Raw genomic sequence first — 11,687 nt, 5'->3', positions numbered from 1 at the left:
TGGTGCTTGCCGGAGAGTCTGTCAGAAGCGCAACTCGCCGCTCTGGAGAGGTGTTCGCGTCTCCGGAGCGGCCGTTCACACCACCTCGAAGTTGGCCATCATCGCCATGTCCTCGTGCTCGAGGTTGTGGCAGTGGAGCATGTAGCGGCCCCGGTGCCCCGTGAAGCGGGCCAGGACGTCGACCACCTCGTACGGGCGGACGTCGACCGTGTCCTTCCAGCCCGCGTCGGTGGCGCGGGGCGGCCGGCCGTCGCGGGCGACGACCTGGAAGTGGGCCAGGTGCAGATGGACCGGGTGGTGGAAGTCGCTGGTGAAGCGCCAGCGTTCGACCGTGCCGAGGCGCGGCTGGGCCAGCACGTCGGACACGGAGAAGGGGCGGCCGTTGACCGTCCACATGGCCCGGTCGTCCCCGGCGTTCGTGCGCCGGAAGTCGAACCGGCGGACGCGGACGGCGGACGCCGGGTCCAGGGGTTCGGCGGTCGTGGACAGCCGGGTGGGCACATGAGTGTCGTCCCGCTCGCGGCGGACGACCCGGAAGCGCATGACCTGCCGCATGCGGCCACGGCCGAGCGTGTTCTCCAACGTGACCTCGGTGCCGACCCGGTGGCCGGAGAAGTCGACGACCACGTCGTGGCGTTCGCCGGGCGCGAGCGGGATCTCCCGGTGCCCGCGCGGCCGGGCGAGGAGGCCGCCGTCGCTGCCGATCTGAGTGAAAGGCACGCCCTGCCGCGGGCTGGGGGAGAGCGTCAGACGGTAGCGGCGGGCGTTCGACGCGTTGAGGAGGCGGAGGCGGTGGCGCGTCGCCGACACGTCGAGCACCGGCCACGGCGCGCCGTTGACCAGCTGTACGTCGCCCAGCACACCGTCCATGAACTCCGCACGCACCCCGGGTTCGCCCATGCAGTCCGGCGCCTTCGCGGGGTAGCGGAACTCGCCGTCCTCGGCGAACGCCCGGTCGCACAGCAGCAGCGGCACGTCCTTCTCGCCGCCGGGCAGCGGCAGCCGCTCCTCCTCGTCGTCGTGCACGAGGAAGAAACCGGCGAGGCCGCGCCACACCTGCGGGGCGCTGAAGTCCATCCGGTGGTCGTGGTACCAGAGCGTGGCCGCCCGCTGCTCCAGCGGATACTCGTACGCCTTGGAACCGGGGGAGAGGCGCCGGGCGGCGGACGGGGTGTGCATGCCGTGGCCCGCCCGCAGCCGTTCGCCGCAGCGTTCCGTGGGGACGACAAGGTCGGTCGGGTGGCCGTCGGAGTCCGGTGGGGTGACTCCGCCGTGCAGATGCGTGGAGGTGGGCACCGGAAGGCTGTTGAGGACATGGACGACGGCCCCGCGTCCGGTGCGGCCGGTGAAGGTGGGGCCGGGGAACACGCCGTCGTACCCCCAGATCGTCGTCCGGCGGCCCGGGATGATCTCCACCGAGGCCACCTTCTGCTCGACCTCGAAGCGGTCCGTGCCGTCCTCGCGCCCGACGGGGCGCGCGGTCGGCGGGATCGGCAGCGGCACGGCGAACCGGGGGACGGGCGGCCCCGCGCTGGTCAGTGTCCTGCCGGTGGTCTGCCCGCCGAGCCGGGCCCCGGCGGTGGCGCCGACGGTCGTCGCCGCGACGCCCGCGCCCGCCGCGACACCGAGGAAGCGCCGGCGGCCCAGCGCACCACGCGGAGCCGTCACGGACCGACCTCCTCGTGCCCGGCGGCCGGCAGCGCGCAGGCCCAGTACGCGAGGACCGTCGCGAGCCCGAAGACCGTCATGCCCAGCGGCAGATGACCGCCGAGCTCCCGGGACTCGCCGAGGCCGTGCTGGAGGAGGACCGCCGCGACGAGCACGGCGCCGAGCAGTGCGGGCCACCCGCTGCGGCGGCCCGCACGCCACACGAGCACGGCGGCGCCGCACACGAGGACGGCCAGGAGGCCGACCACCTGCGCGTTCGCCGCGTGCCACGCCAGCAGTGAGACGTCGCCAGTGACGAAGAGACCGGCGAGAGCGGCCTGGAGCAGGACGTCGAGCACGAGCAGCACGGACAGGATCCGCAGGCAACTGCCGCCGAAGCGGGCCCAGTCGGCGCGTCCGGAGGAGGCCGGGCGCGGCGGTGCGGGAGCGCGGAGGCCGGGTGTGGAGGTCGTCATGAAGTGTTCCCGTTCGGTCGTGGGACGCGTCGGGGCCCGGGCCGGGTGGACCGGCCGCGGGCCCCGACGGCAATGGATTCGGTCAGGCCGCCGTCGTGCGCCGTCGCGGCGCGGTCAGCGCGGGCACGACGACCAGCGCCGCGACAAGGACGGTCAGCGCCCAGAAGGCACGGTCGCCCGAGCCGGAGGACGTGGCCAGGACGGCGGTGAGCGCGGCGATCCCGTTGACGCCGAGCGCCGAACCGACGTTGCGCAGCATCGTCGCGGCGGACGTCGCCACCCCGAGCTGTTCGGCCGGGGCCTGGTCCTGGAGCAGCGCGAGCGTCGCCGCCGTGACGGCGCCCGTGCCGAGCCCCGCCGTCGCTCCCGCGAGCCACGGCAGTGTCCCGGTCGCGCTGCACACCGTGCTGACCAGCAGCGCCACCGAACCGGCCGCCATCGGGGGCCGGTAGCCGTGCTTGGCCACGACGCCCCCGGTCACCGCGCTGCCGAGCACCCAGCCGACCGCCGACACACCGACGATCACCGCGATCCGCGTCGTGGACGCGCCGTGCGCGGCGAGCCGCACCGGCAGCACCGTCACCGTCGCGTACATCACCACACACGCGCCGACCGTCGCCAGCGCGGCGCCCGCCGACGGCGTCCGGCCGAACACCTGCCTAGGCACCAGCGCCCCGCCGAACCGGCGCAGCAGCGCGAGCGCCCCGAGACCGGCCACGACCGCCGCGCCCGCGCCGAGCGCGCCGAGCCCGAGCGACGACCCCTGGAACCCGATGAGGAGCAGCACGGCGCCGCCCGTGACCAGCGCGTACTCCGTGGCGGGGAATCCGCGTGACGGCTGCCCGGCACCGGAGCCCGCCGCCCGCTTCGGCAGCGCGAACGCCACCGCGACGGCCACCGCGACGCACAGCGGTACGTTCATGAAGAACACCCACCGCCAGCCCCAGGCCCCCGTGACCGCCGCCCCGACGACCGGGCCGAGCACGGCGGCGAGGCCCCAGACCATGCTGAGCATGCCCTGCGCGGCGGCGCGGCGCTCGGGCCCGTAGAGGCGCCCCACGATCACGTAGCTGGAGACGACGATCGCTCCTGCGGCCAGGCCGTGCAGGACCCGGGCCGCCACCAGGACGCCGAACGAGCCGGCGAGTCCGGCGCCCGCCGACGCGGCGAGGAAGGCGAGGGTGGCGCCGACCGCGAGCACCCGGTCGTCGAGGCGGTCGGCGATCCAGCCGGCCAGCGGCGTGCCCGCCACCTGGGCCAGCATGAAGCCGGAGACCAGCCAGGCGTAGCCGCCGCCCGAGCCGCCGCCGACGTCGGAGAGGACATCGGGCAGCACCGTGCCCATGACGGTGGCGTCCATGGCGGCGAGCAGCAGGGCGAGGACGGCGGCGGCGACACCGAGCCGGTGCGTCGCCGCGCCGGACCGCGCGCGTCCCGGCGCGTGGGCGGCGCCGACCGTGGACGAGGTCATCGGACGGCTCCCGCCGGGCTCGGCACGGCGGCGGACAACTGCGGAGCGTCCGCCCCGTGCACGCGTCCCACACCGGCGAACCGCGTGATCAGCTCGCGCAGTTCGTCGTCGAGCACCTCGTCCACGGTGTGCAGGGTGCCGTCGGGCGCGAAGATCCGCTCCGCGAACCCCGTCGTCATCCGCAACTGCACGGCCGCCGACGGGTTTCCGGTCACGAAGTCGATGCCGAGGGCCTCGGTCGTGGCCTCCTGGAAGGCCAGCGCGAGCTGCCGGTTGAGGTCCTCGATCTCCGCGAGCAGCACCCGGACGCGGCCCTGCTGCTCGGCCGTCAGCGCCGGGTGGAGCAGCTTCATCGCCACGTGGTCGATCTTCACGTGCCGCGCCTCGTCCAGACCGTGCGTGTGCAGCAGCCGCGTGAAGAACCGGTCGCGCCGCGGGTCGAGGCTGTCGGTGCGGTGCTCGAACACCGTGATCACGGACTCACCCACGTACGCCGAGCAGCACAGCGCCACCAGCTTCACGTACGGGTGGTCGTCCGTGCGGAAGACGTCGAGCCGCGCGTCGAACAGGGCGCTCCGCACTCGGGGTTCGATGCCGCTGAGGGCCCGCACGTAGCGGTAGAACGTGTTGGCGTGCTGGATCTCCTCCGCCGCGAAGCAGGAGAGCGCGTGGTGCAGCTCGTGCCCCACGTTCACGGGGTCGCGCAGATCGTGCAGCTCGCCCATGACCAGGGCCATGACCGTGCTGACGTGCCGCTCGATCTCGGCGAGCTGCGCCAGCTCCTTGGTGATGTACGCGACCGCCTCCGCCTCGTGGCCGGGCTCGCCGTGCACCACCGTGGACAGATGGGCCAGCTCGGTGGGGGAGGCCGCCTCCGACCAGTCGAAGGCGTTCGGGTGGAACGTGTTGACGTGCGCGAGCCGCGTCACCGAGGCGAGTTCGCCGCGGATCTCGTCGGCGACGGCCGCGAACTGCTCAGGCGTTGTCATGCTCGTACTCCTTGTAGCCGTCCGGGACGCCGATGGTGATGTCGTGGATGCGCACCCAGCCGCGCGCGATGAAGTCGCTGTCCCGCAGGCCCTCGACGAAGTAGTAGTACGCCTGAAGGTCCTCGGTCTCGATCAGCAGGAAGTCCGAGTAGTCGGCGGTGAACGCCTCGGCGTCGAAGTGCCGGACGGTCAGCCGGTCGACGTAGGGGCCGACGATCTCCTTCTGGAAGACGTCCTCGTACGCGCGACGCTCCTCCCTGCTGAGCCGCAGCCACGCGGGGTCGAACTGGTAGCGGATGACGATGCCGTATTTCATGTCAGGTCCTCGCGTAGCTCTGGGAGTTGAGAATGGTGCGGTCCGGGTCGGTGATGGCGCGGCGCCGTGCATGACCCGGGAGTTGTCGATGAGGACGATGTCGCCGTCCGCCCACGCGATCTCCTCGGTCACCGCCTCCGTGACCTCGGTGTACTCGGCGACGACGGCGTCCGGCACGGGGCTGCCGTCGGCGAAGCGGATGTCGGGCGTCTCGTAGTTGAAGGACGGGCCCAGCAGGCTGTTCGCCCAGGCCGTGCGCGTGGACCACTTGGTGGGGTGCGCCGCGTACACCTGGTAGTCGTAGCGCAGGCTGCCGTCCGCGTTCTCCGTGAACTCGACCTTCGCGCCGGGGTTGGCCTGGGCGTACAGGTCGGCGACGGACATCTCGTCGAGGCCGCGGCCGTCGCCGGCCATGAACGCGGCGAGGCGCCGCCACAGCTCGGCCGGCACGGTCCTCGCGTACCGGATCGGCTGCGCGGTGAAGGCCTCCTTCGCCCGGTCGGAGAGCGCGTCCCAGACTCGGTAGCCGTCGCAGACGGTGGTCTGGGAGCCGGACCTGGCGGCCTTGACGCAGTGGAACCAGAGGAGTTCGGGCGCGAACGGGGTGCCGCCGTTCTCCAGGTGCAGGCCGATCGGGGCGTGCCCGGAGTCGACCTTCTGCGCGGCGGAGCCGTGGAAGACGCGGGCCGGGTCGAGCGTGGTGCGCGAACTGTACTGCCGCACCAGCTCGTTGAAGTCCTCGACCGACGGGTCGAAGCCGCGGATCAGCAGGTGCCCCGCGTCGGCGAGCAGCCCGTCGAGCCCCGCGTCGAAGAGCGCGGCGAAGGGCGTGCCCTCGGTGCGCGGAGTGATCAGCATGCCGTCGCCGTCCCCTATGGACGCGAGGCGGAGGCTGTGCTGCGTGGTGGTCATGTCATCCCCCATGGAAGTGTCGGGCCGAGCGGTGTCGTCAGCGCGTGGTCGGCGCGGGCGTGACGAGCTCGGCGAGGATCAGGTCGCGTCTGGGGCGTCCTGTGACGGTGAAGTACCGCTCGCGCAGCGACGTTTCGTCCGGCAGCGCGATGAAGTGCTCGGGTCGGTCGGTCTCCGCGAGGTGCTCCGCCGCGTAGGCGCGGGCCTGCCGGACGACCTCGCCGTCGGCCGCCGCGGCGGCGTCGGAGGTGACGAGGACGGCGGTCAGATACTCCATGCCCTCGCCGAAGAGCACCGCGTCGACGACGGAGGGGCAGGTGCGCAGGCGGCCCTCGACCCACTCCGGCGACACGTTCCTGCCGTGCCCCGTGATGATCACGTTCTTCAGGCGGCCGAGGATGCGGATGCTGCCGTCGGGGTCGATCTCGGCGCGGTCGCCGGTGTGCAGCCAGCCGTCCTCGTCCACCGGGCGGCTGGTGGGGTCCTCGACCGTGTATCCGGCGAACAGCGAGGTCGACCTGACCAGGAGTTCGCCCCCGTCGGACAGGCGGACCTCGCAGTGCGGCAGGGGGCGGCCCACGGTGCCGGGGCGCCAGTGGTCGGTGGTGTTCCACGAGACGACCGAGCTGTTCTCGGACAGCCCGTAGCCCTCGTGGATCCGCAGGCCCGCCGCGTCGAGCCGGAGCAACGCCGCCGCGTCGACCGGGGCGCCGCCCGCCATCAGGAAGGGCCTGCGTCCCGCCCCGAACACGGTGTCGGCGTCGGCGCCCGAGCCCCGTACCGCCTTGTCGAGCGCGCTGACCACGGCGGGCGGCAGCACGGCCGCCGTCGGCCGGCCCGCCCGCAGCCACCGCAGCGCGTCGTCGGCGCGTGAGCCCGCGGTGCCGAGCAGCGACACCGACTCGGGAAGCAGCACCATGCGGCCGCCGCGCACGATCGGCAGATACACCGCGGTGACCTGCTCGATGAGGAGGCTGAACGGTACGAGCGACAGATAGCGCTCGAAGATCCCCTGCGGGCAGACGGTGTCGAGGGACTCCAGGAGCGCGAAGAGACCGGCGGAGCGGATCTTGACGCCCTTGGGGGCGCCCGTCGTGCCCGAGGTGTGGATGACCTTGATGATCCGGTCGGCGTCGGACACCGGCTCGTTCAAGTCGCCTTCATGGTCCGGGACTTCGCCGCCTGTCGGCTCCACGCGGATCACGGCGGCCGAGCCGTCGAGCCCCCATTCCTCGAGCCGGGCCGCGCCCGCCGCGTCGGCCAGGCAGACGTCCACGCCGCGCAGCAGGGAGGCGGCCTGCTCGGCGGAGAACGCCAGCGGGACCGGCACCTCCACGAGCCCTTCGGCCAGCAGCGCGAGGTCGGCGGCGACCCACTCCGGGCCGTTCCCCGCGACGAGGCCGACGCGGCTGCCGGCGGGGACGTTCCGCGCGCGCAGTTCGCCCCGGACGAGGTCGCTCCAGGCGTGCATCTGTGCGTATGTGTAGGTCTCGGGCGGCGTCCCGTCGGCGGTGAGCCGTTCGACGAGGACCCTGCTCCGGTTCGCGGGCGCGGCGAGCGCCGTCAGGGCCGCTCTCATCGGGCACCCGCCGTCGCGACCGCGGGCGTGCGCCGCGCGTCCTGTGTCCGCTGTCCCCAGGTCACGGCCATGTGGTAGCCGAGCTCCGCGCGTTCGCTGATCTCCGCGCCGAAGTGCCGGAGGTCGACGTAGCCGGCGATGGGGTCGGTGGCGTAGTACGTGCCCCAGCGGCCCCGCTGCTCGGGCGGCAGGAGGTCCTCGGTGGCCGGGGCCAGGGGTGTGAAGCCGATGCCGATGCGGGCCAGCATCGCGGACAGCGGCCGGGTGATGGTGCAGAGCGCGAACGAGGCGCCGTTGCACCAGCAGAAGGCGGGCAGCATCCGCATGAGGGCGAGGCCCGCGCCCGCCTCGATCGAGGCCAGCGGGCCGATCTCCAGCAGGGCGGTCGGCTCGCAGTGCTCGCCGGTGTGCTCGGCGACGACGCGGTCGGCCGGGCCGCCGAAGTAGTTCTCGATGAGGAGCCCCCGCGTCCCCCCATGCGTGAGCCCTGCGCAGGCCAGCGGCGCCCCGTCGGGGCCGTCCGCGGGTCTCAGGGCGATGAAGCAGTCGGGCGTGGGCTCGATCCGGGCCCCGTAGTCCCGTGCGTAGCGAGTGCGCGCCAGCTCGGCACACGCCTCCCATAAGGCGCTGCCTCGTCGGGCGATGGTGATGCGCATATCCCCTCCGTTCGCATCCGCCCGGCCCTGATCGGACCAGGCGCGAAGAACGTTATGACCATCGGTCGTTTTTTGACAACCAGTTCACATGAACACGTCGTGAACGCGCCACAGCGGAGCGTGGGGCTCCGCCGGCGGGGCGATCACGGAGGGTGATGCGGGTGCGGTCGCGGATGCGGTCAGGCGCGTGCGTCGGCGGCCTCGACGATGTCGGCGACGGCGCGCTGGATCGGCACCATCTCCTCGGCGTCGAGGCGCGGCCAGCCGAGGCCGTGGACCATCGACGCCAGCACCAGGAGGCGGTCCCGCGGGCTCTCCTCCGCGGCCCACAGGAAGCGCCGGGACAGCAGATGCATCGCCGCGTAGCCGAGGATGGAGGAGCGCAGGGCGTCCACGGCCACGGCGGGGGAGATGTGCGGGTTGTCGAACGGGCCCTCGGTCACGGCCCGTTCGACGATGGATCCGACCACCTGCGACATCTGGGCTTCGACCAGGTCACGGCGTTTGAGGCGGGCCTCGGACGCGGCCCCGCAGACCGCGTCCGTGCGGGCGGTGATGCTGCACTCGAACAGGATCGGGGCGACCTCGGCGTGCCGGATGTAGGCGAGCATCAGGCCGTACAGCGCCTGGACGCCGCCCCACGCGAGGTCCGCGATGTTCTGGTAGTAGAGGAGTTGGCGCCGCGCGCTCTCCGTGGACAGCTCGATGAGCAGGTCCTCGCGGCTCCGGAAGTGGTTGTAGATGGTTCCCTTGGAGTAGCCGGCCTCCGCGGCGAGGCGCCCCAGGGTCAGGTTGTGGAACCCGTCCCGCTCGACCATCTCCAGTGCGAGCCGCACCAGGGACTGGTCACGCTCCGCCACTTCTTTGGCTTTTCTTTGCACAGTACGCATGGCGCAAGTATGGATGACACGAGGTCAATAATCGACCGTTGGTCAAAAAACGGCCCGCGGGGCCGTCGCCGGGCAGGCCGGACCCGCCCGACTGGCATGATGGGCGCCGACATGGGCGACGGCGGGCCGAGGAAACCGGTGCGATTCCGGTGCGGTACCGCCACTGTGATCGGCGAGCGGATCCCGAACGAGCCACTGCCCCGCATGGGGCGGGAAGGCCGGGACGAGCGCGGACCCGAGAGCCAGGACACTCACGCCGCCGCCCCCTCGACGTACTCCGGGGCGGATCTCCCCGGCGAGAGGAAGGAACGCGGCATGCCCAAGAGGTCGGCCGACGCCCGCCGTGAACGCTCCGTGCCGTGCAGGCTGGTGGTGTGCCGCGACTGCTGCTGCGGCACGGTCAAGGTGAACGGCGACCATGCCGCGCAGACGGCGCGGCTGCGCGCGGCGGCGCCCGTGCAGATCTCCGAGTGCCTCGACGTCTGCGAACAGGCCAACGTCGTGGTGGTGCAGCCCTCTTCGGAGGGCCGCGCGGCCGGCGCCCGACCCGTGTGGCTCGGCCTCGTCAACGACCCGGACGCGAACGACGACATCGCGGAGTGGGTACGGGCGGGAGGCCCCGGTGTCGCGCCGATGCCGGAGATGCTCGACTTCTACACGATCAGGCCGCCCCGCCGCGTACGGGCGCAGCAGCCGTGAGCACGGACATCACGCACGCCCTGCGCGAAGTGTCCGCCCTCGGCGGCTTCTTCACCCTCCCCACAACCGTGCACCGCGCCCCCGATTCCGCCCTCACATCCCCGAACTCCCCCTCCCACTTCACCGGCCTGGCCCGCTCGGTCACCGCGCGCTACGCCACGGACGAGACCCGGGTCGGCGTCTCCATCGCCCACCTGGGCCTCGCCGCACGCGTCTGGTCACCGACCCTGGCCTGCGCGCTCCTGTACGGCATCGTCCCGGACCTCGACGGCCTGGAGTGGACGGGCGAGGGCGCCGCCCTGCGCCTCGCCGCGCCGGCCGCCCTCCCCACCGAGGCCCTCTTCGACCAGGTCGACGGCGTCCTGCGCCACGTGGAACGCACCCTGCCGGTCAAGCTCGCGCCCCGCCTCCTGGCCGGAAACATGGCATCGGCCCTCGCCGGCACGGCCTCCGTCCTCTCCCGCACCCGCCCCGACCTGCACCCCACGATCCTCACCCGCACCCGCCACCTCCTGACCCAGGGCCGCCTCCACAACACCGGCCACCTCACCCCGGGCCCACCCCTGACCTTCCACCGCCGCAGCTGCTGCCTCTACTACCGGGTCCCGGGCGGCTCGGTGTGCGGGGACTGCTGCTTCGCGGGCTGAATCAGCGCAGGCCCGCGAACAGGTCGTTCTCGGGGAGAGGGGCGTTGGTGGTGTCCTTGACGCGGACGAAGGTCTCGAGGCCCATCAGGTCGGCGAAGCGGGGCTTGCCCATCTTGAGGAAGAAGATGTTCTCGCCCTGGCTGGCGTGGGCGGCCAGGGAGTCGAACTTCTGGTCGCTGTAGGCGGACGTGTCCACCCACGTGGTGATCTCCTCGTCGGGGAGGCCGATCTTCTCCATCTCGGCGACCTCGGCCGGGTCGGGCTCCGGCATGTCCTCGTTGAACTCGCGCATGATCTCGCCGAACTTCCGCATGCCCGAGTGCGGCATCGTCGTCCAGTACACCTTCGGCGAGAAGTCGATCAGGTCGAGGGCCGCCATCGTGATGCGGTTGGCCTGGATGTGGTCGGGGTGGCCGTAGAAACCGTTCTCGTCATAGGTGACGACCACATCGGGCTCGTAGCGGCGCATCAGGTCCGCGAGCCGGGCGGCCGCCTCCGGGACGGGGGTCTGCCAGAAGGAGCCGGGCGCCTCGTTGCTCGGCCAGCCGATCATTCCGGAGTCCGCGTAGTCCAGGGTCTCCAGGTGGCTGATCCCCAGGACCTCGCAGCTCGCCTTGAGCTCCTGGGCGCGCATCGCGGCGACGGCCTCGGGATCGTGCCCGTGTTCGCCGGGCTTGACGCCTCCCGGCCCGTCACCGCAACCGCCGTCGGTACAGGTCACGAGCACCGTACGGACGCCTTCCGCCGCATAGCGGGCGAGCACGCCGCCGGTGCTGGTGGCCTCGTCGTCGGGGTGGGCGTGCACGGCCATGAGCGTCAAGGGTCGTTCGGTCATCGGAGGTCCTCCTGCGGACGGTCGTCGGAGAACCTCGCGTTCTCCCCGGAGGTGCAACGGCGTCGACCCGACCGCCTGTTCCCGAGCACCTCACTTCAGTTCGTCGGCCAGCAGGTCCATGAGCAGGCCGTCCTCCCACACCCCCGTCCGATGGTTGCGCCAGTACGACCGCATGACCCCCACCGGCTCGAACCCGACCTTGCGGTAGCTGCGGATCGCCGCCGTGTTGGCCGCCGCCGGGTCGATGGTCAGCCGGTGGTGGCCCCGCTCCCGCACCAGCCACCGGGCCAGCGTGCGCACCGCGTCGGGGCCGAGCCCCTGCCCGCGGTGGCGCGCCGACAGGAAGATGTCGATGCCGGCGCGGCGGAACTCCGGGTCGTTCTCCTCGGCGTACTGGATCGCGCCGATGACCTCGCCGTCGTGGACGATCGCGAGCATTTTGTCGTAGTCGTCCGGTGGCGGCCACCACGCCGCCACCTCGGGTTCCCGCACGATCCCGGCGAGGATGTCGACGTCGTCGCTCGTCACCGGGCGCAGGAGGACCTTGTCGCCTTGGAGGAGGAGTTCCAT

12 protein-coding genes and 1 riboswitch are annotated in these 11,687 nt (G+C 72.4%); of the genes, 2 read left to right on the top strand and 10 right to left on the bottom strand.

What is annotated here, in order from left to right:
• Nucleotides 1–75: 75 nt before the first annotated feature.
• From ACTWJ8_RS07425 to ACTWJ8_RS07390, 8 genes are all read right to left on the bottom strand, one after another.
• The gene (locus tag ACTWJ8_RS07425) at nt 76–1,668 is read right to left on the bottom strand and encodes a multicopper oxidase family protein (protein WP_443263375.1); all 1,593 of its coding nucleotides are present in this window, start codon (nt 1,666–1,668) and stop codon (nt 76–78) included.
• Nucleotides 1,665–2,123 (bottom strand): hypothetical protein, encoded by a 459-nt coding sequence (locus ACTWJ8_RS07420; RefSeq protein WP_443263374.1) that lies wholly within the window; start codon nt 2,121–2,123, stop codon nt 1,665–1,667. The genes ACTWJ8_RS07425 and ACTWJ8_RS07420 overlap by 4 nt, the downstream gene beginning before the upstream one ends.
• An 82-nt stretch (nt 2,124–2,205) precedes the next feature.
• A complete protein-coding gene (locus tag ACTWJ8_RS07415; RefSeq protein ID WP_443263372.1) occupies nt 2,206–3,594 on the bottom strand; it encodes an MFS transporter in 1,389 nt (462 codons plus the stop codon).
• A complete protein-coding gene (locus ACTWJ8_RS07410) occupies nt 3,591–4,583 on the bottom strand; it encodes a hypothetical protein (RefSeq protein WP_356383362.1) in 993 nt (330 codons plus the stop codon). Before ACTWJ8_RS07410 ends, ACTWJ8_RS07415 begins: the two co-directional genes overlap by 4 nt.
• Nucleotides 4,570–5,811: a darcynin family protein gene (locus ACTWJ8_RS07405; protein WP_443263371.1), complete on the bottom strand. Its 1,242-nt coding sequence runs from the start codon at nt 5,809–5,811 to the stop codon at nt 4,570–4,572. Before ACTWJ8_RS07405 ends, ACTWJ8_RS07410 begins: the two co-directional genes overlap by 14 nt.
• A gap of 37 nt (nt 5,812–5,848) precedes the next feature.
• Nucleotides 5,849–7,390, bottom strand: coding sequence for an AMP-binding protein (locus tag ACTWJ8_RS07400; RefSeq protein WP_443263370.1), 1,542 nt, complete (start codon nt 7,388–7,390; stop codon nt 5,849–5,851).
• Nucleotides 7,387–8,046 (bottom strand): thermostable hemolysin, encoded by a 660-nt coding sequence (locus ACTWJ8_RS07395; RefSeq protein ID WP_443263369.1) that lies wholly within the window; start codon nt 8,044–8,046, stop codon nt 7,387–7,389. The genes ACTWJ8_RS07400 and ACTWJ8_RS07395 overlap by 4 nt, the downstream gene beginning before the upstream one ends.
• Before the next feature lie 179 nt (nt 8,047–8,225).
• Nucleotides 8,226–8,906: a TetR/AcrR family transcriptional regulator gene (locus ACTWJ8_RS07390; protein ID WP_443263368.1), complete on the bottom strand. Its 681-nt coding sequence runs from the start codon at nt 8,904–8,906 to the stop codon at nt 8,226–8,228.
• 158 nt (nt 8,907–9,064) lie between these two features.
• Nucleotides 9,065–9,189: riboswitch (cobalamin riboswitch) on the top strand.
• Nucleotides 9,190–9,251: 62 nt separating this feature from the next.
• On the opposite strand from ACTWJ8_RS07390, the gene ACTWJ8_RS07385 reads away from it, so the two are divergent.
• Together ACTWJ8_RS07385 and ACTWJ8_RS07380 are read left to right on the top strand one after the other, a co-directional pair.
• Nucleotides 9,252–9,635, top strand: a complete 384-nt coding sequence (locus ACTWJ8_RS07385) for a (2Fe-2S) ferredoxin domain-containing protein (protein ID WP_443263367.1) — start codon at nt 9,252–9,254, stop codon at nt 9,633–9,635.
• Nucleotides 9,632–10,282: a (2Fe-2S)-binding protein gene (locus ACTWJ8_RS07380; RefSeq protein WP_443263366.1), complete on the top strand. Its 651-nt coding sequence runs from the start codon at nt 9,632–9,634 to the stop codon at nt 10,280–10,282. The genes ACTWJ8_RS07385 and ACTWJ8_RS07380 overlap by 4 nt, the downstream gene beginning before the upstream one ends.
• Nucleotide 10,283: 1 nt before the next feature.
• Here ACTWJ8_RS07380 and ACTWJ8_RS07375 read toward each other — a convergent pair whose 3' ends face one another.
• Both ACTWJ8_RS07375 and aac(6') read right to left on the bottom strand, forming a co-directional pair.
• Nucleotides 10,284–11,117 carry a PIG-L family deacetylase gene (locus ACTWJ8_RS07375; RefSeq protein WP_443263364.1) on the bottom strand — a complete coding sequence of 278 codons (834 nt, stop codon included), beginning with the start codon at nt 11,115–11,117 and terminating at the stop codon, nt 10,284–10,286.
• A 90-nt stretch (nt 11,118–11,207) separates the two neighbouring features.
• Nucleotides 11,208–11,687, bottom strand: a complete 480-nt coding sequence (gene aac(6') / locus ACTWJ8_RS07370; RefSeq protein WP_443263363.1) for an aminoglycoside 6'-N-acetyltransferase — start codon at nt 11,685–11,687, stop codon at nt 11,208–11,210.

Source organism: Streptomyces sp. SDT5-1 (assembly GCF_052245995.1).
GTDB lineage: Bacteria > Actinomycetota > Actinomycetes > Streptomycetales > Streptomycetaceae > Streptomyces.
The sequence above is the reverse complement of the archived record's forward strand: the minus strand, read 5'-3'. Positions and strand labels throughout refer to the sequence as shown.

What these genes read in the sequence shown, in the direction of transcription:
- ACTWJ8_RS07420 (WP_443263374.1), bottom strand. Translation starts at nt 2,123, where the DNA reads ATGACGACCTCCACACCCGGCCTCCGCGCTCCCGCACCGCCGCGCCCG.
- ACTWJ8_RS07415 (WP_443263372.1), bottom strand. Translation starts at nt 3,594, where the DNA reads ATGACCTCGTCCACGGTCGGCGCCGCCCACGCGCCGGGACGCGCGCGG.
- ACTWJ8_RS07410 (WP_356383362.1), bottom strand. Translation starts at nt 4,583, where the DNA reads ATGACAACGCCTGAGCAGTTCGCGGCCGTCGCCGACGAGATCCGCGGC.
- ACTWJ8_RS07405 (WP_443263371.1), bottom strand. Translation starts at nt 5,811, where the DNA reads ATGACCACCACGCAGCACAGCCTCCGCCTCGCGTCCATAGGGGACGGC.
- ACTWJ8_RS07400 (WP_443263370.1), bottom strand. Translation starts at nt 7,390, where the DNA reads ATGAGAGCGGCCCTGACGGCGCTCGCCGCGCCCGCGAACCGGAGCAGG.
- ACTWJ8_RS07395 (WP_443263369.1), bottom strand. Translation starts at nt 8,046, where the DNA reads ATGCGCATCACCATCGCCCGACGAGGCAGCGCCTTATGGGAGGCGTGT.
- ACTWJ8_RS07385 (WP_443263367.1), top strand. Translation starts at nt 9,252, where the DNA reads ATGCCCAAGAGGTCGGCCGACGCCCGCCGTGAACGCTCCGTGCCGTGC.
- ACTWJ8_RS07375 (WP_443263364.1), bottom strand. Translation starts at nt 11,117, where the DNA reads ATGACCGAACGACCCTTGACGCTCATGGCCGTGCACGCCCACCCCGAC.